General features: G+C 60.6%; 17 protein-coding genes and 1 riboswitch. Of the genes, 7 read left to right on the top strand and 10 right to left on the bottom strand.

Going from position 1 to position 22,606, the window contains the following annotated elements:
* Positions 1–2: 2 nt before the first annotated feature.
* Together HKD27_RS09560 and HKD27_RS09555 are read right to left on the bottom strand one after the other, a co-directional pair.
* Positions 3–503, bottom strand: coding sequence for a hypothetical protein (locus tag HKD27_RS09560; RefSeq protein ID WP_194689335.1), 501 nt, complete (start codon positions 501–503; stop codon positions 3–5).
* Between the two features lie 116 nt (positions 504–619).
* Positions 620–955, bottom strand: coding sequence for a hypothetical protein (locus tag HKD27_RS09555; protein WP_062495332.1), 336 nt, complete (start codon positions 953–955; stop codon positions 620–622).
* Positions 956–1,169: 214 nt separating this feature from the next.
* On the opposite strand from HKD27_RS09555, the gene HKD27_RS09550 reads away from it, so the two are divergent.
* From HKD27_RS09550 to HKD27_RS09540, 3 genes are read left to right on the top strand one after another with little or no spacing between them, the layout of a single operon-like run.
* The gene (locus tag HKD27_RS09550; RefSeq protein WP_194689361.1) at positions 1,170–3,296 is read left to right on the top strand and encodes a M3 family metallopeptidase; all 2,127 of its coding nucleotides are present in this window, start codon (positions 1,170–1,172) and stop codon (positions 3,294–3,296) included.
* A 60-nt stretch (positions 3,297–3,356) separates the two neighbouring features.
* Entirely contained in the window at positions 3,357–4,928 is a 1,572-nt protein-coding gene (locus HKD27_RS16375; protein WP_228518420.1) for a hypothetical protein, read from the top strand.
* Between the two features lie 15 nt (positions 4,929–4,943).
* On the top strand, positions 4,944–6,632 hold the full coding sequence (locus HKD27_RS09540) for a M28 family metallopeptidase (RefSeq protein WP_194689334.1): 1,689 nt from the start codon (positions 4,944–4,946) through the stop codon (positions 6,630–6,632).
* A 21-nt stretch (positions 6,633–6,653) separates the two neighbouring features.
* Here HKD27_RS09540 and HKD27_RS09535 read toward each other — a convergent pair whose 3' ends face one another.
* Positions 6,654–7,565, bottom strand: a complete 912-nt coding sequence (locus HKD27_RS09535; RefSeq protein WP_194689333.1) for a LysR family transcriptional regulator — start codon at positions 7,563–7,565, stop codon at positions 6,654–6,656.
* A gap of 105 nt (positions 7,566–7,670) precedes the next feature.
* Here HKD27_RS09535 and HKD27_RS09530 point away from each other — a divergent pair, with 105 nt between their 5' ends.
* Both HKD27_RS09530 and HKD27_RS09525 read left to right on the top strand, forming a co-directional pair.
* Positions 7,671–8,486 carry a class III extradiol ring-cleavage dioxygenase gene (locus HKD27_RS09530; protein WP_194689332.1) on the top strand — a complete coding sequence of 272 codons (816 nt, stop codon included), beginning with the start codon at positions 7,671–7,673 and terminating at the stop codon, positions 8,484–8,486.
* A gap of 38 nt (positions 8,487–8,524) precedes the next feature.
* Positions 8,525–9,136: a YceI family protein gene (locus HKD27_RS09525; protein WP_194689331.1), complete on the top strand. Its 612-nt coding sequence runs from the start codon at positions 8,525–8,527 to the stop codon at positions 9,134–9,136.
* Between the two features lie 93 nt (positions 9,137–9,229).
* Here the strand turns inward: HKD27_RS09525 and HKD27_RS09520 are convergent, their stop codons facing one another.
* The 4 genes from HKD27_RS09520 to HKD27_RS09505 all read right to left on the bottom strand — a co-directional run bounded on the left by HKD27_RS09520 (position 9,230) and on the right by HKD27_RS09505 (position 17,271).
* The gene (locus HKD27_RS09520; RefSeq protein ID WP_194689330.1) at positions 9,230–10,522 is read right to left on the bottom strand and encodes an MFS transporter; all 1,293 of its coding nucleotides are present in this window, start codon (positions 10,520–10,522) and stop codon (positions 9,230–9,232) included.
* 130 nt (positions 10,523–10,652) lie between these two features.
* Positions 10,653–12,581 carry a hypothetical protein gene (locus HKD27_RS09515; protein ID WP_194689329.1) on the bottom strand — a complete coding sequence of 643 codons (1,929 nt, stop codon included), beginning with the start codon at positions 12,579–12,581 and terminating at the stop codon, positions 10,653–10,655.
* Positions 12,582–12,884: 303 nt separating this feature from the next.
* Positions 12,885–14,525, bottom strand: a complete 1,641-nt coding sequence (locus HKD27_RS09510) for an ABC-F family ATP-binding cassette domain-containing protein (protein WP_194689328.1) — start codon at positions 14,523–14,525, stop codon at positions 12,885–12,887.
* A 109-nt stretch (positions 14,526–14,634) separates the two neighbouring features.
* Positions 14,635–17,271, bottom strand: coding sequence for a M1 family metallopeptidase (locus HKD27_RS09505; protein WP_194689327.1), 2,637 nt, complete (start codon positions 17,269–17,271; stop codon positions 14,635–14,637).
* Between the two features lie 156 nt (positions 17,272–17,427).
* Positions 17,428–17,506, top strand: a riboswitch (Fluoride riboswitch).
* Positions 17,507–17,541: 35 nt separating this feature from the next.
* Here HKD27_RS09505 and HKD27_RS09500 point away from each other — a divergent pair.
* Positions 17,542–18,876, top strand: a complete 1,335-nt coding sequence (locus HKD27_RS09500) for a voltage-gated chloride channel family protein (protein WP_194689326.1) — start codon at positions 17,542–17,544, stop codon at positions 18,874–18,876.
* Between the two features lie 6 nt (positions 18,877–18,882).
* Here the strand turns inward: HKD27_RS09500 and HKD27_RS09495 are convergent, their stop codons facing one another.
* The gene (locus HKD27_RS09495) at positions 18,883–20,286 is read right to left on the bottom strand and encodes a superinfection immunity protein (protein WP_197436606.1); all 1,404 of its coding nucleotides are present in this window, start codon (positions 20,284–20,286) and stop codon (positions 18,883–18,885) included.
* A gap of 267 nt (positions 20,287–20,553) precedes the next feature.
* On the opposite strand from HKD27_RS09495, the gene HKD27_RS09490 reads away from it, so the two are divergent.
* The gene (locus tag HKD27_RS09490; protein WP_228518419.1) at positions 20,554–21,345 is read left to right on the top strand and encodes a DNA/RNA non-specific endonuclease; all 792 of its coding nucleotides are present in this window, start codon (positions 20,554–20,556) and stop codon (positions 21,343–21,345) included.
* A gap of 52 nt (positions 21,346–21,397) precedes the next feature.
* Here HKD27_RS09490 and HKD27_RS09485 read toward each other — a convergent pair whose 3' ends face one another.
* Entirely contained in the window at positions 21,398–21,562 is a 165-nt protein-coding gene (locus HKD27_RS09485) for a hypothetical protein (protein WP_194689324.1), read from the bottom strand.
* A gap of 18 nt (positions 21,563–21,580) precedes the next feature.
* Positions 21,581–22,591: an MYG1 family protein gene (locus HKD27_RS09480; protein WP_194689323.1), complete on the bottom strand. Its 1,011-nt coding sequence runs from the start codon at positions 22,589–22,591 to the stop codon at positions 21,581–21,583.
* Positions 22,592–22,606: the final 15 nt, after the last annotated feature.

Genomic DNA, 22,606 nt, shown 5'->3' with positions numbered 1-22,606 from the left:
CGTCAGACGCCCTGATAGATCCGGGCGCGGATCAGTTCCGGCGACTGCGTGGTGGCTGCGAAAGGGGCGGCCGTGACGCCTGCGAGGGCTTCGACCAGCGGGATCATCGCGGATACCGTGCTCATGTAGGTGGCGGCGGAGGGCGAGTAGACCTTCACGATCGGCGTTGCGATGGCCAGCAGGGTCTGCAGATCGGTGCCGAGGCTCTTGGCCCAGTCCTTGCCGGTCGTAACCGTGATGGAACCGCTGGAGTTGGCCGCAACCTGTGCGGTCACGCTCTTGATCTGGGCGATCAGGTTGTCGAACGTCGCCTTGTCCGTGGTGGACAGATGACTTTCCAGATCTGGAATGCTCTCGATGGCCTGAACCGCATAGGCGATGGCGGCGGCGTCACTGCTCAGGGCCTGGGTGTTGAAAGTGGTCGTGCTGCCGGTGGTGGTGCAGGCGCTCGTGGAGGCGAGAAGAACAGCGCCAAGGCTCAGGGCAATCAGACGGTTACGCATCAGTAAAAAGCTCCAGAAATAAAAAAAGCCGCCTCAGGGGGCGGCTATGGATCGTGAAAATGAAAATTGTCACCGGGCAGACGGTCAGCCCGGTAGTGAAATGAACGATGTTGAAATCAGTTGACGCGACGGGGCGGCTCACCGGTCTTCGGATGCGTCGAGACCATATCCAGCCCCAGTTTTTCGGCGTCTTTCGCACGCGAGGAGCCGACAGGAACCATGATGGCTTTCGCCCCCGGCTGATAGGCGCTGGTATTCCAGCCTTTCGCCTGCGCGATCATGCTCACGATCCGAAACAGCGGCAGCAGCTTCGACGTGCTGGCGGGCGGCTTCCAGAAGCGCAGGGCCAGCGCGGCCGCGGCAATGAGAAAGGTGATGATTGAAACAATATCGCCAGCGTATTTGGCGGGCAGATAGGGCAGGATTGTCTGGAACAGCGATGTCCAGTCCATTGTCATCTCCAGCTATGAAAAACCGCCCCGAAAAGGCGGGCGTGTCAACACACACTGCCGGTCTAGGGAGGAGTTTTCGCACGCACCAAGGAGAAAATTCCGTCAAGCGGCAATTGGCAGTTTCCGCACGCTTTCGGTAGCGCGATCAGCCGTTTGACGATCCCTCCTGAACACCATACGGTTCGGCATCATCATGAGTATTACAGGCGATTTCATGGCTTTCAATTTCAGGCTTGCCGCAGTTCTTGCTGTTTCGGCATTTTCCCTTTCCGCTGAAGCGCATGCCGCTTCCACGAACCCGTTCTTTTCAGCAAGCACGCTGCCCTATCAGGCCCCCCGTTTCGACCAGATCACAGACAGCGACTACGCCCCGGCCTTCGAGCGCGGAATGGCCGAGCATCTGCGTGAGATCAAGGCCATCGCCAACAACCGCGCAGCGCCGACGTTCGACAACACCATTGCCGCTATGGAGCGCGCGGGCCAGACGCTCAACCGCGTGCAGATGACGTTCTATGGCGTGTATCAGGCCAACACCGACGATACGCTGGACAAGGTGCAGAGCCAGGAAGCACCCCGGCTGACCGCCCATGAAGATGAGGTCTATCTGAACGCGAAGCTCTTCGCCCGCGTGAAGTCCCTCTATGACCGCCGCGAAAAGCTTAATCTGACGCCCGAACAGGCGCAGCTTCTCGATATCTATTACCAGCAGTTCGTCCATGCCGGCGCACAGCTCTCCGCGGCAGACAAAACGAAGCTGCGCGCGATCAACACGCGCCTCTCCAATCTTGAGACGCAGTACGAGCAGAAGCTGATTGCCAGCGCCAAGAACGGCGCCCTGATCGTGGACAGCAAAAAAGCGCTGGCCGGTCTGGATGACAACACGATCGCCTCAGCCGCCAAGGCCGCGCAGGAGCGGGGCCTGACCGGAAAATGGGTCATCCCCCTTCAGAACACGACGCAGCAGCCGGCCCTCTCTTCCCTGAGCGACCGCGAAACCCGTCAGGCCCTGTTCGAGCAGAGCTGGACCCGTGCCGAGAAAGGCGACGAGAACGACACCCGCGCCACGATCGCCGAACTGGCAGAGCTTCGCGCGCAGAAGGCCGCACTCTTCGGCTATCCGAATTTCGCCGCCTATACGCTGTACGATCAGATGGCCAAGACGCCGGAAGCTGCGGAAAACTTCATGCAGCAGCTCGTCCCGGCCACGGTTGCCGAACAGAAGCGCGAAGCCGAGGTTCTTCAGAAAGCCATCCGCAAGGACGGCGGCAAGTTCGATCTGAAGCCCTGGGATTGGGAGCATTATTCCGATCAGGTGCGCCGCGCGAAGTACAATCTCGATCAGAATGAAATCAAGCCGTATTTCGAGCTCAAAACGGTCCTGACGGATGGCGTGTTCTTTGCCGCCAACCAGCTTTACGGGATCACGTTCCAGCAGCGGACGGATATCCCCGTCTACCAGCCTGACGTCATGGTCTTTGAAGTCCACGACAAGGACGGCTCTCCGCTGGGTCTGATGTATTTCGATTACTTCAAGCGGGACAACAAGTCCGGCGGTGCGTGGATGTCCAACTTCGTCGGGCAGTCCAAACTGCTGGGAACAAAGCCCGTCATCTACAACGTCGCCAACTTCACCAAAGCGGCCCCCGGCCAGCCGCAACTCATCACGTCTGACGATGTGACGACCATGTTCCACGAATTCGGCCATGCCCTGCATGGGCTGTTCGCGGACCAGACCTACCCGTCGCTGTCCGGCACAAGCGTGGCGCGTGACTTCGTGGAGTTCCCGTCGCAGTTCAACGAGAACTGGGCGCTGGATCCCAAGGTGCTGTCGCATTACGCCCGGCACTACAAGACTGGCGCTCCGATGCCCAAGGCCCTGGTCGAGAAGATCCGCAAGGCCGCACATTTCAATCAGGGCTATGCGCTGGGTGAGATCGTGGCTGCAGCCGAGCTGGACATGAAATGGCACAGCCTGCCCGCGACGGCACCGCGGCAGGACGTGGACAAGTTTGAGAGCGATGCTCTGAACCGCACGGGACTGGATGTCGCAGCTGTTCCGCCGCGTTATCGTTCCAGCTACTTCCTGCATATCTGGTCCAACGGATATTCCGCCGGCTATTACGCCTATCTGTGGACGGAAATGCTGGATCAGGACGTGTTCTCCTGGTTCCAGGAGCATGGCGGTCTGACGCGTGAAAACGGACAGCGCTTCCGCGACATGATCCTCTCGAAGGGACACACCATGGATTACGGCCCGATGTTCCGCGCCTTCTACGGCCGCGACCCGGACATTACCCCGATGCTGGTGCATCGTGGGCTTGTTTCCGAACAGGGCAAGTAATCACCAGCCGGGAGGAAAGACCTGATCTTTCCTCCCGGTCTTTTCTTTCTGGATCAAAACATGCCGACACCCATGCGCAGAATGAGCTTCCTTCCTTTTTGCGGCCCATTCCTTGCGATGCTTGCCGTGCTGTATTTCGTCCTGAAGACCTTCTTCGGCCTCGGAGCCCCACCTTTTGGCGATGAATCCGGCCATATCCTCGGCGGACTAGCCATCGTCAGGGGCGATATCCTGTATCGCGATTATATCGACGCGCATGGCCCGCTGATTTTTGCCCTGTCCTGGCTCGTCGGCCTGGTGACCGATTTCCGCCACGCCTATCTCATGCGGCTCATCCCGGTTGTCTGCACGATGGCCAGCGCCGTGGCCGTCTTCCTGTGCCCCGCGCTCAAAAAACCATCAACTCGGTGCCTTGCGACTGCGGCATGGCTTGTCGCAATGGGGGCCCAGTGGACGATTCAGGCGTTCAACATGGACAGTTACTGGACCATCGGCGGTGATCTGCTTGCGGCCGCCATGGCGCTGCTGGTTCTTCCTATTCTGCTGGGAGACGAGGTCGGTTGCTGGCAGGCGCGATGTGGTGGCGCGTGCATCGCTCTTCTGCCGCTCACGGCCTATTCCTTCGGTCCGACAACCGTCCTGCTGGGGCTGGTCGTCATTGCCGTAAGACGCCCGGGCTACTGGAGCGGGATTCTGCAGGTTCTGCTCGGCGCTGGTGCGGCACTCGCCCTCAGCGGGCTCTGGATGGCGGTTTACGGCGATCTGGGCGGGATGATCGCCTATCATTTCGTTGCCAACCAGTTCTACTATGCCCCCTATATCGACGTGGGCCTTGGCACCCTGTTTCTCAGCCTTGTTCCATCCTTCCGGCCCGATACCACGATCCAGTCCCTGGCCGTGATCTGCTTCGTGATCGGGAGTATTCTCGTTCTCGCAACATCCCGGCACAGACTGGCAGCCCTGCTGCTCATCGGCGCGGTTCTGATGATGCAGGTGCGTGGCGCGTTCGGATTTCAGGACGGAACATTCATCATGGGCGCGCTCACACTCTGCGTTCTGATGATGATGCGTGTGTTGCAGTCCTATGACCGTGCCGCACTATGCATCGCGCTCGCTTTCTGTGCCTTCTATGTCATCGGGGTCCGGCACGCCGTCTCCTCTCCGCATGGCATGACACGACAGCAGTTGCGTCAGGCAGGCTTTCATCCGATCCGCGAAAACAGGGATGTCGGTTTCGTCAAAGCCATTCAGGCCCATTCCCGCCCGGACGAACGCATTCTGGTCATTCCCTATAACCCGGATGTCTATATTTACGCGGGCCGCCTCTCCATGAAGAAATATCATGAATACCTGCCATGGGAGGTGGATTACGCGCGTCACCCCTGGGGCGCCTATGAGCGTGACCTGTGCCATGACCTTCCGCAGGATCTTCCGCCCGTCATCTATTTCGATGATTACCATGTGTGGGGCAGGTGGGCACCTGCGGATTTCATGGCCTGCGTCCTGAAGATACTCGCACAGGACTATCAGCGCGATCCGGTTGAGCAGAGCGTCTATATCCGCCGTGATCGTCTGGACCCGGCGGCACTGAAAGACGCCGGTCCGATTTCTTCTTCCCAGAACCGTAACTGAAGATATGCTCCTGCCATGACACAGAAGACATTCCCCCGACGCAGCCTGTTTCTTGCCACTGCCCTGACAGCGGTTCTTCTCGCTCCGGTCGCCGGTCATGCCGACCCGACAGCCGAGATCAGCCCGTCGCGCATGTCGGAGACGATGAAAATCCTGGCCTCCGACCGGTTCGAGGGCCGTGCTCCCGGAACGGAAGGGGAGAAGGTCACGGTTCCTTGGCTGATCGAACAGTACAAGGCTCTGGGTCTTGAGCCCGCTGGCGAAAATGGCGGATGGACGCAGACGGTTCCCATGATCCGCACCAGAACCGCTGCGAACGGTTCCATCACGGCCCGGACCGGCGGAAGGACGCTTCCCCTGATCCAGCTTCAGGACATCTATCTCGCGACGCTGCTGCCGGAAGACCGGCTTCAGGTCAAAAATGCTCCGATGGTTTTCGTGGGCTATGGCGTGCATGCGCCGGAGCGCCACTGGGATGATTTCAAGGGCGTTGATCTGAAGGGCAAGGTTGCGGTTTTCCTCGTCAACGATCCCGATTTCGATGCGGCTCCCGGTGAACCCGTTGCCGGTCGCTTCGGCGGCAAGACCATGACGTATTACGGCCGCTGGACCTACAAATACGAGGAAGCCGCCCGGCGTGGTGCCGTCGCTGCCCTGATCGTGCACGACACGGCAGGCGCGTCCTATCCCTGGAGCACGGTCGTGGCTCCGGGCGGGGAGGCGTATGACGTGGAACATGCGGCCGCTGAAAGTCGCCCCGTTCCCGTGCAGGGCTGGCTTGAAGGCAAGGCCGCGGTCGCGCTCTTCCAGCAGGCTGGGCTGGATCTTGATACCCTGCGCATCAAGGCCCGTTCCGAGAGCTTCCGTCCCGTCACGCTGAAGCACACGACGTTCTCAGCCGACCTGCCGGTCACGGTCGATCGTCTGCAAAGCCAGAACGTGCTCGCCAAGATCACGGGTGCGAAATATCCGGACGAGACGGTCATGTTCGGTGCCCACTGGGACGCTTACGGCAAGAGCACCGACGCGCAGGGCAACACTGTCATTCGACGCGGTGCGATCGACGACGGCTCGGGAATTGCAGCGCTGTTCGAAATCGCCCGGGCCTTCAAGGCCGGACCGAAGCCTGACCGCACTATTCGTTTCGCAGCCTGGACGGGCGAGGAACGCGGTCTTCTGGGATCAGGCTGGTACGTCGCCCATCCGCTGGCGCCGCTGGACAAGACGGCAGCCAATTTGACGATGGACGTGCTCCAGATGGCAGGGCCTGCGCATAACGCCTTCATCATCGGGGCAGGGCAGGACACGCTTCAGGAGCAGTTTGCGGCCGCCGTGGCCCTTCAGGGCCGTACCGCACAGCCGGAAGCCATGCCCGAGCGTGGCGCATTCTATCGCGCGGATCATCTCCCCTTCGCGCGTGCCGGCGTCCCGGTTCTTGCGGTCATGGATATGGCCGGCAAGTTCGATCTTCTGAAGGGCGGAACGGAAGCGGGTGGCAAGTGGCTGACGGCCTACATGGCCTGCTACCATCAGGCCTGCGATGCCTGGAGCCCGGACTGGGATGTGCGTGGTGCCGCGCAGGACGTCTGGGCCGTGTGGAAAGTCGGGCATGATGTGGCCTTCTCGCATGACTGGCCACAATGGAATGCCGGTTCCGAATTCGCAGCGATCCGTCAGAAAAACGCTCCGGCCACAGTCCAGTAAGGCACGCTTTCTCCGGTTCCGTCAGATCGTCCAGGGCGGAACTGAGCCATAGCGTTCAACCAGAAAATCGATCATCGCCCGGATCTTGAGCGGGACATGAGGCGTCGGAGCATAGACAGCATGCAGTTCCGGCCCCGTCATGACGGGCACATCAAGCGGCAGCGAGACCAGCCGGCCTGATTTCAACTCATCCGAAACGATGAACGTCGGCTGATAGATGATGCCCTGTCCGGCCACGGCAGCTTCGCGCAGGATATCGCCGTTATTGGCATGCATGGGACCACTCACCGGGACCGTGCGTTCACCATTCGCACCAAAGCTCCAGCGCGCACTGCTGATTTCGTCGCCGAGCGTATAGCCCAGACAGCGGTGGTTAGGCAGGTCGGCAACGCTGCGGGGCGTGCCACACTCTTCCAGATAGGACGGCGCCGCGCAGACCACGAAATCGACCTGCGCCAGCCGGCGCGACCGCAACGCGCTCGATGGCATCCGCCCGATACGCAGCGTCAGATCCCATCCTTCGGTAATCGGATCAATCCTCCGGTCATCCAGCCCCAGTTCGACCGTGACGAGGGGGTGGCGTCGGCTGAATTCCGGCAGGATCGGCCCGACATGCCGGATGGCGAACGAGACCGGCGCATTCAGGCGCAGAAGCCCGCGTGGCTCCTGGTTTTCCGCCGAGACTTCCTGTTCCATCTCTTCCAGATCCGTCAGGATTTTTTGGCTGCGGATGAAAAAGAGACGCCCCGGTTCCGTCAGCGACAGCCTGCGCGTGCTGCGATGGAACAGCGAGATCCCCAGCCGGCTTTCCAGCGCGGCAATATGTTTCGTGACCATCGTCTGCGACAGACCCAGCGAGCGTGCGGCTCCTGAAAAGCTGCCCTGAGCCACGACCTTTGCAAAAACCTGCATGCCCGTGAAGCGATCAAGCATTCACTTCACACTCCTGGTGTCAGATCCTATCCCGGATCAGGGAATTATTCTTTTCGGGTGAGGGTGGCAAGATCAGTCCTATCGTACGGAACGGAGGCACTCACCATGACCCTGAACAATCAGGACACGACGCGGCAACCCGTTCTTTTCCTGCCGCATGGAGGTGGCCCGTGCTTCTTCATGGAGTGGGGAACGACATGGGATCGCATGGCAGCCTATCTCCGTTCTGTAGGGCCCTCCCTGGCACGTCGTCCGGACGCCATTGTGGTCATGTCCGGTCATTGGGAGACGTCGGATATGGTCGTCGGATCAGCGGCCCATCCGTCGCTGATCTACGATTATTACGGCTTTCCGCCTCACACCTATCAGCTTGAATATCCCGTATCCGGAGCGCCGACCGTTGCGGGAAAAATCCGTGATCTCCTGCGCGAGCGTGGCGTAGCCTGTACGGAAAATGCCACGCGTGGACTGGATCACGGGGTGTTCATTCCCTTTATGCTCGCATTTCCCGATGCAGATATCCCGGTTGTGGAGATTTCTTTGCCAGGGTCGCTGGATGCCGCAGGCGTCCTGCAATTCGGGGAGATGCTGGCGCCTTTGCGGGACGAAAACATCCTGATTGTGGGCACGGGCATGACTTACCACAACATGCGCCATCTGATGCGCCCCGATGCCGTATCGGATGCGCAATCCGTCGCGTTCGACACATGGCTTCAGCAGGCGGTCGAGGCTCCGCCCGCTCGTCGCACACAAAGCCTGCTGGACTGGGAGCACGCCCCGTTTGCGCGGGAGTGCCACCCTCAGCCGGAACATCTCCTGCCGTTGATGTTCGCCGCTGGCGCCGCGGGAACCGACGCGGGCCATCGCGATTACAACGATATCGTCATGGGGAAAGCCCTGTCAGGTTTCCGGTTCGGCTGACCTCTTCAACTCACTTCATCAAGAAAGATCATGACATCATGAAAACACGTCTTCTCAAGAGCGCAGGCGCTGCGTTCGCTCTCGTTCTCCTGTCTTCCACGGCTTATGCCGCCAACCCTGCTGAGGTGCAGTCCGGCGCCTATACGGTCGAGACCAGCCATACGCAGATCGGCTTTTCCGTGCTGCATTTCGGCTTCACCTATTATTCCGGCCAGATCTCTGGCGTCACCGGCGCGCTTCAGCTTGATACGGCCCATCCGGAGGCCTCGCACCTGAACGTGACCATCCCGGTTTCGAGCATTTCAACCACCAGCACGGTTCTGACGGGTGAACTCAAGAACAGTGAATGGTTCGATGTCGCGAAATATCCGGATGCGACCTTCGTCTCGACGCAGGTCCGCCGCACGGGCACGGATGAGGCTCTGGTGACCGGCAATCTGACGCTTCATGGCGTCACGCACCCGGAAGTCCTGCACGTCCATTTCGTGGGCGCAGGCGTCAATCCGATGGACAAGGCCTATACGGTCGGCTTCCAGGCAGAAGCGACGATCCACCGCAGCGATTTTGGCGTGAAAAAGTATGTTCCGTATGTTGGCGATGACGTGACGCTGACAATTGCCGGAGCATTTGAGAAGGCGGCCGCGAAGTAAGAGGCTGCTTTTCATATCGTCCGTTTGAAAAGGCGCATAGAAAAACGGCCCACGAGAGTGGGCCGTTTTTCTTTTTCGGACCGTCCGGAAAACTCAGGAGGTCTTGTGGACTTTCCATCCGGTTTCCTTGAGCAGGAAGCCGAGCAGAATGGCAATTCCGATGCCGATGACCAGCGGTAGGAAGGCCGTATGGAACTGTTCCATCGTCTCCGGCGCATCCTTGCCCATCAGGGCGGAAACGAGCGGCGACATGATGCCGGTCGTGCCGAACACGAGGAAGTTCATGACACCGGCGGCCGTTCCCTTGACCTCGGGCGGATTGACTTCCTTCATCGAGGAGAACGGGATCATGGCCGCACCGGACGCAATACCCATGATCAGCGCCACGGAGTAGTGCGGCATAACGCCGACCGGCACGTAAAGTGCGCAGAGCGACGCTGCCAGCAGCACCAGTGCACCACCAATCAGGACAGGCTTGCGGCGGCCGATCTTGTCGGAAATCCAGCCCAGAAGCGGGCAGCCGATAACCCAGCCGATGGGGACCATCGAAACGTCCGTGGCCGCAAAGCCCATCGTCGTGTGCTCTCCCTTGCTCAGCATCAGAGCCCCCCAGCCCAGAGCACCGATCGTGGTCGGCACGAAGAGCAGGCCACCGGCAAGACCGGCAATCCAGCTCTGGGGGTTGGAGAAGATGATCTTGAAGGGACGCAGCAGGTTGGCCATGGAAAAATCGCCATGATGCTGGGCGCTGTCACCCGTATCGCGCGGCATGACGAAAAAGACTGCCACAGCCAGCAGGAGCCCGATGACACCAAAGCCCAGCCAGACCGACTGCCAGGGGATGTGGAACGAACCATGCGGATCGATCAGGATGCGCGTCGGCTTGGAGCCGAAGGCGGCCCCGGCCATACCCATGCACTGCGTCAGACCGACGAAAAGCGCCAGCGTCCGGGCCGGAAGATAGCGCGCCGCAACATAGGACGCACCGACGAAGGCACAGATCGCACCGATGCCCTGGATGATGTAACCGCCAATACCCGCAACCAGGCTGCCCTGGCCGAAGATCAGACAGCCCACGCCCGTGATGGCAATGAACATCGGCATGATGGCATGGGCGCCATAGCGGTCCAGCAGCACGCCCACGGCAAGCGCCATCAGCGCGTAGACGATGTAATAGGACGCGATCATCAGGCCGAGATGACTGTTGCCCCAGGCCTGCGTCAGCTCATCCTGCATGATGCCGGGGGCGGAACGGATGGCATACTGATAGAAGTAGAACAGCGCGCACAGGAACCACGACAGCACATAAAGCGGCTGAAGTTTCTGCGGTTGCGTCGGAGCCGGATTCAGGGGCTTGGGCGGCGCCTGAGTTGTTGTGCCAGACATGAAATTCTCCAGAGTGTCATGGCTGGCCTGTCAGACCGGAAACCATGACTGTGAGGGCGCGAAAGTCTTGGGAAAAGGGTGTTTGCCGATTGGAATGATTTGTCAGGTAATGTGAATATTCTACCAGATGTTATTGCTGGAAGGGATAATAACGGAAGGTCACATACACCGTATGTCCATAAGTCGTGGGGTCGACGGCATGACCCGCGCCGTCATTGCCTTTGAAGGCGAACTTCCGGATGTAGGTGTACTGAAGCCCGCCCATGACACTGCCGTAATGGCCGTCCAGGAAGTGCCACCAGCCGCCCGTCGTCAGGGAGGCCAGCGTTCTCGTCTGGGCGGAGCACGTTCCGAATTCGTATTCACAGCCGGAGAGGTTCAGGTCCGTCGCGCCATAGCCATGCTGGATGCCATCGGCGCCCAGATAGGTGCGGCGTCCCGCGCTCTCCACACCGCCATAGGTATAAAGCAGCACGGAGCGTGCCGGATGCCCGACCAGCCCGAGCGAACCCATGATTTCCGGGATCGGAGTGGGATTGCCGTTGCTGTCGAAGGTCGTATCGGGAATGAGGCTGGGTCCGTAACGCCCGACACCCTGACCGGCGAGCACGTTTCCGGTCAGCTGAAGCTTGTCCGTCCCGAGCGGCACGGTCATGCCAGCGCCCACGCCACCGCCGAACTGCGTGCTTTTGTGGGTATGGTTTTCGCCAGCCGGCTGAACCAGCCCACGGAACCAGCGCGCAAGGCCAAAGACCTCATAATGCCCGAATGACGTATCAACCGCCGTCTTGAGAACGATATCGGGCGCGGGGTTGTAGCTGTACTGCGTGTTCGGGTTCAGCAGAACGCCACCGGCATTGGCGTAATAGACCGTCGGTCCGGTGAGATGTCCGTAGCTCGCGGGAAGCGTTCCGCCCGAACTGAGCGCATCGGAGAAACCGACTGTCGCCTGAGGGTCCTCGATCGACAGGGCCAGCCAGTATTTCCTGTCCCAGTCCTTGGCAATGCGGATCTGCGGCACGCGGGTAAAGGTGATGCCTGGGATCTGGTTGTTATCCGTAACGGCCGGAAGCTGTTCCTGACGGGGAATGACGCCCTTGGCGTAATTGGTCGTCAGGCTCCAGGCTTGGCCCATGAGGACGTGCAGTCCCCAGTCCTTCTCCGTGAAGGTGAAATATCCCTGCCTCAGACGGGGTGTATAACCGTTGATCTGCACGCTGTTGGTCGTCCCGCCAGACCCGCCGAAATCGCTTTCGACATAAGCCTGAAGACGCACGGACTTGGTCGGATTGGCTTCCAGCAGCGTGGAGAAACGGGTGAGCTGCGCCGAGAAACGCTCTTCGCTCAGCCCGTGATTGGGGCTGTTGGCATACGGAAAATTGTTCCACGCCGTCGCAGGGCCACTGGTCATGTTCGAACTTCTCCAGATGTTGGAGAAATCGATGAATCCACCCAGCCTGACCGTCAGATTGCCGATCTGGAAGACCGGCGGAAGATGATCCACTTCCGTCTGGGTAATGGCGAGCGGACTGGACGATGTCAGGTCGATGGATGTCCGGTGCGCCTCGTTGTGCTGGTTACCCAGCCACTGGAACAGCGGCGGCGGTGTCTGGGGGGCCGGCGTAACGATCGGGGTCGCCGGGACCGTTGCGGGAGCTGCCGTAACACTGTCAGGGGCGAAGCCTGCCGTTGAAACCGGCATGATCCCGCTGTTGGGGCGGGGAATGCTGCTGGCCGGAGAGGACGGCGATGTTGCCGCGCGGGCGGTTTCGATTTTTGGGGTCTCGCCCTTTATCGGCATCCTGCGCGCGACGGAGGTTTTCGGGGTATTCGGACGGGCCGCATGGGAGGCGGATCCTGCATGGCGGCGTTGCTCGATGGCCTGAAGGCGGCCTTCGAGCATGCGCATCTCTGCCTTGATCGCGGCCAGTTCTTGGTCATCGGCGCTCTGGGCAAAGGCAGGAAGGGGGGAGCCAATGAAGAAGACAGCGCCCAAGAGTAGTCTGTACCGTCTGGGCAGGTAATTTCCCGTGATCTTCAGGCCACCGAGAGGAGACACACTTTTCCCTTCCTAAAATCCGTCCAAGGAATTCCATCAGTTACCCGACCGCCATGCCGGGCACGTCGATGGGAACTGCCCGTCAGGAGAGACTTACGCGTTCACGGAAGTTTGAAAATTGATATATCTCAAAAATAACGAAAATTACACATTATTTATGGATCAGAATAACAACTTACCACGCTTCATGGAAGTATATTTACTATCCTGTCGTGGGTATTTAACGATTTTCATATTGGAGACAGGATACCGAGGAGGGGTTATTCAAATACAGCCCTCCTCAATAATGATTCCTGTATTTTCTTATTTGGTCTTCTTTTTCTTGCCCTTGGAGCGCTTTTCCTTTGCCGCGCTCTGGGAAGGGGCGGATGTTCCACCTTTGGCGCGCTCGATGACGAACTTCGCATAATCGTCCATGTCGCCATCGAAGGGGACGATCTGGTTGTCCGCGGCCAGCCAGAGCCGGTCCGCAACCAGTTCCATAAGCGAGCGGTCATGGGTGATGAGGATGACCGCGCCTTCGTAACTGTTCAGGGCGTCCAGCAGGGCGCGGCGGCTGTCGATGTCCAGATGGTTGGTCGGCTCATCGAGGATCAGCAGATGCGGGGCGGCCATGGCGACCATGTTCAGCAGCAGGCGCGCGCGCTCGCCGCCGGAAAGCGCTTCGACCTTGGTGCCCTGCTTTTCGAAATGGATGCCGAACTGCGCCAGGCGGGAGCGGTGGGACTGGTCGCTGTCGGTCGGGCGTGCCTCACGCATGATGTCGAGCGGGGTCTGTTCGGGATCGAGCGCTTCGATCTGGTGCTGATGGAACCAGCCGACCTCGATCCGGGGCGAACGGGAGACCTCTCCGGAACGGACTTCGAGAGCGCCTGCGATCATTTTCGCAAAAGTGGATTTTCCTGCACCGTTGACACCAAGTAGGCCGATACGGTCATCCACGTCCAGCCTGAGGTTCAGATCGCGCAGGATGGCCGGATCATCGCCATAGCCGACTTCCACATTTTCCAGCCGGATCAGCGGCGGTGCCAGCGGACGGGCGGGCGAGGGCAGCAGGAACGGCGAGACCGAAGCCTCGATCGTGGTTTCGATCGGGGCGAGTTTGGCTAGGCGCTTGACGCGGCTCTGGGCCTGGGCGGCTTTGGCGGCCGAGGCCTTGAAGCGGTCCACGAAGGACTGCAGATGCGCGCGTTCGGCTTCCTGCTTGGCGCGGGTGGCGCTTTGCAGGCGGATCTTCTCCGCGCGCTGGCGTTCGAAATCGTCATAGCCGCCGGTATAGAGTTCCAGCTTGCCTTCCGTGACATGCAGCGTGAAATCGACGGAATTGTTCAGCAGTTCGCGGTCATGGCTGATGATGAGCGCGGAATGCGGATAGCGGGCAAGGCGCGCTTCCAGCCACAGAGCGCCTTCGAGATCGAGATAGTTCGTCGGCTCATCGAGCAGCAGCAGGTCGGGCTCGGCAAACAGCGCGGCGGCGAGTGCCACGCGCATCCGCCAGCCGCCGGAGAATTCGGCCATCGGGCGATCGAGGTCGGCCGTGGAGAAGCCCAGACCATTGAGGATTTCCGCTGCACGGGAGGGCGCGCTGTCGGCGTCGATTTCGATCAGGCGCATCCAGATATCGCCCATCCGCTCCGGATCGGCCGTTTCCAGCTCGGCCATGAGGGCAGCGCGTTCCGTGTCGGCGGCGAGGATCGTGTCGATCAGGCTGATGGGAGTGGCGGGGTGTTCCTGATCCACGGTCGCCACGCGGGCGGCGCGGGGGATGACGATCTCACCGGAATCCGGCTGAAGCTCGCCCTTGATCAGTTTGAAAAGTGTGGATTTCCCGACGCCGTTCCGGCCGACCAGAGACACCTTGGACGGGTTGGGCAGGTTGGCGCTTGCACGATTGAAGAACTGTCGTCCCCAGGCGTTGAAGACAAGGTTTTCGATCTGAAGCATGGGGCAGGATGGTCCGGTGGCGGTAAAACGGGAGCGCCATCCCTATAACAGTTTGACCGCCCCGGACAGGGACGAGGCGGATCTTTTCCGCCTCGCCTGAGCGTTGTCGTCAGTGGACGCGAGCGGCAAGCCAGTCGTGGATCTGGCTCTGGGTCGCCTGAACCGCTTCCTGACGGGCGGCAACTGTGTTGAGGGCATGGGCCGTGGCAATCTTCGCGCCGGTCGTCTTGCTGGAAGACGGATCCTTCTGAAGCTCGGCCAGAATGTCCGGATTGTTGGAATGTCCTGCGATGGCGGGGAGGAACCCGTCCTGTGACCAGGGAGCCAGATGCGTGCGGATCTCGGCCTCATGCTGGCGGACCAGCTTCCAGACGAGGTCCGGATTTTCGCTGGCAGAGGCGATCTGTGACAGTGCCATGGAAATACGACCGTTCGGGATGGCGCCGCTATAGGCCAGTTCCACGTTGCGACGGATCAGGTCGGGGTCCGTGGCATTGGCGAGGGCCTGGAACAGGCGGAGCTTGAGTTCGGTCGCCTGGGTGTCACGGACCTTCTTGGCCATGATTTCGTAGGTTGCGGCGTCGGTATGCTTCATCGCAAGGGCCGAGACCGTACCGACCAGATCGGGACGCAGGGAGGCCGGGTTCTTCAGCCAGATTGCGAAACGGCGCTTGGCCTCAGTCAGCACAGCCGGGTCATTGAAGGTGCCGAGTGCCGAGATGACGGACGGGCGCAGCATCGTGTCCAGCACGCTTTCATGTGGCTTCTGGTCCCAGCCGAGACGCTTCAGGACCGGGGCAAGGCGGCTGCGGGCATAGGCCTGGAATGCAGGGCGGTCCGGGCTGCCAATTTCATAGAAATCGAGCATTTCCAGCTTGCCGATGATTTCCTCGAGCGTGGCGATATCGGTCTCATGCGCGGCGGTCAGCCGGTCCACGAGGTCGAAATAGGAGGACAGCGCGCCATGCCCGGCCCGGAACTGCGCGAACTGGTCACCAAGGATGTTGGCGCGGTCGACGGGAGCAAATTTTGAGATCGATGCGGCGATCGGGGCGAAGGCAGCATCGTCGTAATGCACGCGGTAATATCCGCTCTCGCCCAGATCGAGCTTGAGGGGCGCATTGCAGCGGGGCAGGGTGAAGGTGGCGGGTTCCGCACCAAGCACCAGCTTGCGGGTTTCAAGGCCGGGGCCGCCGGCGACAACCGGAATGTTCCAGGTCAGGGCCTTCGCATTCGGGTCGTGGATCGTGAAGCGGCTCTGCGTCAGGGTATAGGTCGTCTGGCCGTTCTTGCAGACGGCCGCGACATTGACCTGCGGAATACCGGGCTGTTCGGTGAAGCTGCGGGCGACCTTGCCGACATCCTGCCCGGATGTGCCGGAGAGCGCGTTCCAAAGATCCTGACTGGTCGCGTTGCCAAAGGCATGGGCCTTCATGTAAGCGCGCATCCCGTCGCGGAAATGGTCTTCGCCAAGCCAGCCTTCCATCATGCGGATGACCAGCTCGCCCTTGCCGTAGCTGATGCCGTCAAACGCGGAATTGGCTTCGCTGACGTTGTGGATGACCTGCTGGATCGGATGGGTCGTGGACAGGGCGTCCGTGGCCATCGTGGCTTCGCGGGTCTCATGCTGACGCGGCCAGATGTCCCAGTCCGGATTCATCTTGTCCGTCGCTTTGATTTCCATCCAGGAGGCGAAGCCTTCGTTCAGCCAGATATTGTCCCACCAGCCCATGGTCACTAGATCGCCGGACCACTGATGTGCCATTTCATGCGCGACGACTTCATAGATCAGTTCGCGGGTGCGCGGTGTGCTGTTCTTCGGATCAAACAGCAGGACGTTGTCGATATAGGTCAGCGCGCCCCAGTTCTCCATCGCGCCGGCCTGATAGTTGCCGGGGATGGCGAGCATGTCCATCTTCGGCAGCGGATACTTGATGCCGAAATAGTCGTTGTAATAGGGCAGGATCTTCTCGGCAGCACCCAGAGCGTAGGTCCCCTGGCTTTCAAGGCCGCTTGGCGCGAAGACGCGAATGGGCGTGCCGTCCGCCTTGCCGTCCACGGAGGCCATGTCGCCGGCCACCAGTGCTAGCAGGTAGCTCGACATGCGGGGCGTCGGGCTGAAGGAGACGCGCTTTGTCTTGGCATCCTGCTGCGTCGTGCCGATGATCGGCATGTTGCTGACAGCCGCGTATTCAAACGGCAGCGTGACGTTCAACTGATAGGTTGCCTTGAAGGCGGGTTCGTCCCAGCCCGGGAACATCCGGCGGGCGTCCGCGACCTCGAACTGCGTGACCAGCATCCGCTTCGGCTTGCCTGCGGGGTCCGTGTAGTCGTCGATATAGATGCCGTTCGGTGTTTTCAGGATCGGGCCGGAATACTTGATGGCCAGCGTGTGGACGCCGGCGGGAACGGGGGCCGGGAAGTGCAGGGTGACGGTTTCGGCGGCATCATCCTGACGGATTTCGGCCTTCTGGGAGTTGTCCAGAAGGGCGCTGGCCAGTTTGAGACCGGCCTGATTGAGCGTGACGTCGGCGGTCGGGCTTTGCACTTCAACCCGGATGATCTCATCGCCCTGAAGCGTCAGATGCTCCATGTCGGTTGTCAGATCGATGATGTAGTCCGTCGGCACGACGGTCTTGGGAAGCTGACCCGGTGTCGTAGCGAAGGAAAACGTGCTTTCAGCATGGGCGGGGAGCGCGAGGGGCAGGCCTGCAAGCAGCGTTGTGAGAACCAGAAGACGGCGCATGAAACGCAGTTCCTTGAAACGGTTGAATGATGGGAAACGGAACGGACCGTTCGTTTTTGTTACGCAGACGGTGGCATAGCGTCGTCATGCCGAAAAGTGTCTCTCCCTAAAAACCTTGTCATCTCTTGACAGGTTGGGGCCTTCACGGCTTTTCATGAGGCAGAAGGCAATGGATTCTGCCTGACCGCTCCCGGTCGAACCGCTTCATCCGGAAGCTGATGATTCCTGTCCCTCGTCCCCTTCGGACAAGACAGGAGAACTGCGTCCGTTATGAGTGAACTTCAGAATCAGCCCCGTTTCCCCGGCATTTTCAGCATTGTTCGTCTGAGCGCGGTGCTTGTTGTGCTGTCGGTCTGTATCGGCAGTGCGTGTGCCCTGTTCCTGTGGCTTCTGGAACGCGCCACTTCGCTGCGGATCGAGCATCCGGTTCTGCTGTTCGGGCTTCCGTTGGCAGGTGTGGCGGTCGGGCTGTGTTACTTCTGGTTCGGCCGGGATGTTGAGGCCGGGGCGAACCTGATCGTGGATGAAATCCATGAACCGGGGGCGGGCGTTCAGCTGCGGATGGCGCCGTTCGTGCTGATTGCCACGGTGGTGAGCCATCTGTTCGGCGCTTCCGTGGGACGGGAAGGGACGGCGATCCAGGTCGGCGGAAGTCTGGCCAGTGCCACGGCCAGACTGTTCAGGCTGCGGGCGCCGGAAACCTGTGTTCTGCTGACATGCGGCATTGCAGCGGGATTCGGTGCCGTTTTTGGGACACCCATCGCTGGCGCCGTGTTCGCCCTTGAAGTCCTGACGCTCGGGCGGCTGGACTACCGTTTTCTTCTTCCCGCCGCGATGTCATCGGTCATTGCGGACTGGGCCTGTCGTGCCTGGGGGATCCATCATGCGTCCTATCCGCTGGTGTTTCAGGGGACACTGAATTCTGATGGCTCCGTCTCGCATGTGGACATCATGCTTGTAGTGCGCGTTGCCATCGCCGCGCTGGCGTTCGGGCTGCTGAGCCGGGTGTGCGCCGAGAGCGTGCACCGTCTGGCGGCGTTCATGAAAAAGCTCTGCAAGACACCGTGGCTGCGTCCGGCGATCGGCGGCATTCTGACCATTCTTCTGGTCATGATCGTCGGAAACCGGGATTATCTGGGGCTGGGCGTTCTGCCTGCGGAGCCGGGTGGGGCGTCGATCGTCAGTTTCTTCGGGCCGACGATTTATCCGTGGTCCTGGTTCTGGAAGCTGGTTTTCACGGTCACGGTTCTGGCGACCGGGTTCAAGGGCGGCGAAGTCACGCCGCTGTTCTTTCTGGGGGCGGCGTCGGGGAACATTCTTGCGTTCCTGCTGCATGTTCCGGTGGATCTGCTGGCGGCCGTCGGGTTCGTGTCGGTCTTTGCGGGTGCCGCGAACACGCCTCTGGCCTGTACGCTAATGGGTGTGGAACTCTTCGGGGCCGGAGATATCGTCTATTTCGCGACCGGATGTTTCGTGGCCTATGCCTGTTCGGGGCATACGGGGATCTATCTGTCCCAGCGGATCGGGGCGCCCAAGAGCGCGTCCTGGAACCGGGTCTGCGGCATGACATTGCGCGAGGCGCGGATGCCGCAGATCCCGGACTGATGAACCTTACCGTGTCCGGGTGGGTTCGTTGAGTGCCATGATCAGCGCCGCAACCCACCCGATGAGCGTCCAGCCCAGAAGCACGGTTATTATCGCAATCCGATGCTGACGGATCGTATTGCGGCGGTAGGCGATCAGGACCGGAACAAGATAGAGCGCCAGTCCCAGAACGCCGAGAACCGCGAACAGCCCCCTGGATTTCGCGGGAACAGCCGAAGCGGAGAGGGCCTGGTCCCTTTCGGGTGGTTGGGCTGCGGCGGATGAGGGCGGGTTCGGGGCCTCGTGCGGCGTGGCCGTGGGGGGAACGGGCGTGGGCACCGAAGCAGCTTCATGATTGTCCGTCACGGAGGCTATCTGCTCTGGCGTGATGTATCCCGCGCGGACGAGGAAAAGGGACAGGGCCTGCGGGAAGGGGAGCAGTTCCTTTTCATTGGCGGAACAGGCATGGCCGTTCTGCTTTTCAGCGGGCGGTTTGAGATCGCATGCCGAGAGGCCGAAGCCGGACTCTTTCGTGGACTGTGCATGGGCTAGCATGTCGCGCCAGCCTTCCGCGAACCGGCCCATATTGGCCATGGTCGCGACTTCATAGGCCAGAAAGCCATTGGGCTCGAAACGTCCGGACTTGATCCAGTTGCGTCGTCTGTCCGCCAGATCCTTCGCAAGATAGTCCCGGTAGGCCGGATCGCGCGTGACGTTTTCAAGGACGCCATCGTGGTAGCGTGCGATGACGACAGGGGCTTCGGACCCGGCATGCGATGCGAAGGCATAGAGGAATGACTGATCGGAGGTCAGGATTTCCTGTTGCCCGTTTCCGGCGATATCCACGACGTCCGGTTCCCCGTCGCCGTCCATCGCTCCAAGTTCGAGATGCTGCCAGTTTCTGCCGGAGCTTCCATCGGGGCGCAGATCGAATATGGATGTGAGCGAGCAGCAATGGGCACCGCCGGTATAGGCGGAGACCATGACTTGCGGGAAAGGCGATGACGCGTCCAGATGCCGTAGAGACATCTTCAGCTGCGCCATGCCGTCATCCTCGGTGCCGTAAGGCGTCAGGGGGAATGAGGCGGGGTGGGAGTGTGTGTTGCCGGGCTGGCTGAGTGTCAGGAAGGCCATGCTGCACGGAGAGGCCGGGCTGGTATCGGCATCGGCCCAGACGACAGGCACGTTGCAGCGCGAGGTCCGACGGACGTCCAGGGTGGCAACAACCCCTTGTGCGGACAGGGCGGCGTGGGTGCTGTTTCCCATTTCCGCCTGGGCAATCGGTGCAAGCGGATGGAGTGTGGCAGACTGGGCCGGAACGCCTGTGGCAAGGAGTGCCGGAAGCATGACGCCGATCAGGGTTTTCATCTTGAGGATGGTCTGTCTCCGCTTTCCTGTCATGCGGGCTCCGTGCTCCGCAGCATCAGGCATATCCCGACTTTCCTCTGTAACGCCAATGGATGATGCGGAGTTTTCATCGCCTGCAAGGAGAAGCATCCCGGAACGGACGAGGGCTTCTGAAGAAAGAAATTGGAAAATCAGTCGGTTGTGCGGGGTTCCCTGATCCACTAACACCGGGACAGTCCCGGATGGATACTGCGGAACCGGGTATGCGAGGTATTATTGAATTTCCTGTTGTATCTTCCGATCTGTGTCCTTCTTGTCGTGCTTCCGGCGCAGGCTGTGTCCTGTCCGGATATGTTCGCTGATGGTGTTGCACCCCAGGTGCTGAATGAAACGCTCCGGATCGGGACGGTTCAGCTGTGTAATGCGGATTATGCGGTGCTTGCTTCGGAAAGCACGAAGGGGCCGCTATGGTCGGCCGAGGATCTGACGGAAGAAAATCTGGAAATCGCGGACGGCACACGGCGGCAGGGGAGTTTTTACCCTGATGAGCGCCTTCCTGTGAGAATGCGGGCGGCGCTCGAGGATTACAGGTCTTCGGGTTACGACCGCGGGCACATGACACCCAGCGGGGACGAGCCCGGTGTGCAGGCACAGCAGCAATCCTTCCTGCTGTCGAACATCGTCCCGCAGACTGCGGAGCTGAACCGAGGGCCATGGGAAGGGGTGGAGAGCGCTGTCCGGGGTTGGGCCCGGCAGGAAGGGGAAATCTTTGTCGTGACCGGACCGGGTTATGATCCGGATCAGACCCGGACGATCGGGGCGGGGCGTATTCCGGTGCCTGCCGTGACCTGGAAAGCGATCTATGATCCGGCGGCTAACGGGATGGGGGCGTATGTGTGTCTGAACACGCGCCGTCCGACCTGCCGGATTACAAGTGTGGCGCTTCTGACCGAACTTGTGGGGATTGATCCGTTTCCCGCGCTTCCGGCGTCCCTGAAGGACCACGTCAGTGCCATGCCGCCGATCCGGGAAACACCGGAAGCCCTTTCGAGACAGCCCCGCTCCCGGAAACTGCTGCAGGAATGGGGATCGAAAGCGGCCCAGAAGGCTCTCAAGGCACTTCTGAAAGCGCTCGTACAGTAGATGCCGTATACTGGTCTGTTCGTAGCATCGCCAATGCTGCTGCAATTGCCATCTATACTATTTCGCTCAAGCCGACCGTCTGGTCGAGGCTGATGAAGGGCGTGATGGTCTGGGTGCTGACACTGCCGGTGACGGGCTGTGTCGCGGCGGCGGTTTTCTGTCTTCTGGTCTGATCAGCGAGACGTCTGGGCGGGGAAAGGACGCGATGGTCTGTCATAGCGTCCTTTTCTGTTTTTCAGGCCCCGGCGATCTGCAGAGCCAGCTGTGCCATGCGGATGGCGCCTTCGCGGCTGCCCGCACCGCAGATGAAGCGGGCAGGGTGGGCAAACACGGCGTCGGAGACACCGGAGACAGCCGCCAGCTTTTCCCGCTCCAGACCGCCCCAGGCTTCGGGAAGGGAGACGCGCTGCCCGAAATCACCGCGGACGGGAGGTACTGCCTTGACGTTCCACTGCTCCGGACCGGCGGGAGAGACCACGTACACGACGGGCAGGTCATGTTCGAAAATGACCTTTTCGGTCGGCATGCCGGTGCCCATGACGAGAATGCGCTTGTCTTCGGCATTTTCATAAGCTGCCAGAACGCGGTCCGTTGCCTTGAGGCTGGCGCGAACACGGTCCACGACATTCGTCAGGTGCGATGCGACGGCTGTGGCGGCATTGGCGAAACCGAGGGATTCCCGGGCGCGGGCTTCCTGGCGTCCGTAGAGTTCAGCCGTGTCCCAGGGCGGGCTGCAGGCGGAGACGATATCCGCCAGCGACAGCTTGCCCATCTTGACCACGCCATTGTCATCCTGATCGATCGGCAGGATCAGGGACTTGTCGAGGCTCTGCCAGATCAGGTCCACTGTGGCATCATCAGCCGGGGTCTTGAGGATGTTGCGGATGGCGGCGTGACCGTAATCCTTCCACAGCAGACCGGCGGCGCTGTAAGGCGTGCCGTCCTCGCGAAGGGGCTTGTCCTTCATGTGGTGGTCGTAGCGGCCATGCGGGGGGTCATAGAGGCCGCCGACGTCGAAGACGATATCGGCCGACTTGATGACATCCGGATTGCGGGTGCGGATGAAGGTCAGGCGGTCGGTGGATTTTTCGTTGAGAACGCGTGCGCGCAGATCACCCTGCGGGGCGAGGGCGTAATGCAGGATGACATAGCCCATGGTCTCGTCGACATGGAAATTGCCCGAATGGGTCAGTGCCGTGACGGGCGCTGCACCATTTTCGAGACCAATGGGAGTATGTTCGGGCATCTTGAGAACCTGCGG

The organism is Gluconobacter sp. R75690 (assembly GCF_015244525.1).
GTDB classification, from domain to species: Bacteria; Pseudomonadota; Alphaproteobacteria; order Acetobacterales; family Acetobacteraceae; genus Gluconobacter; species Gluconobacter potus.
Note: the sequence above shows the minus strand (reverse complement) of the source record. Positions and strands in the feature narration are given on the sequence as shown.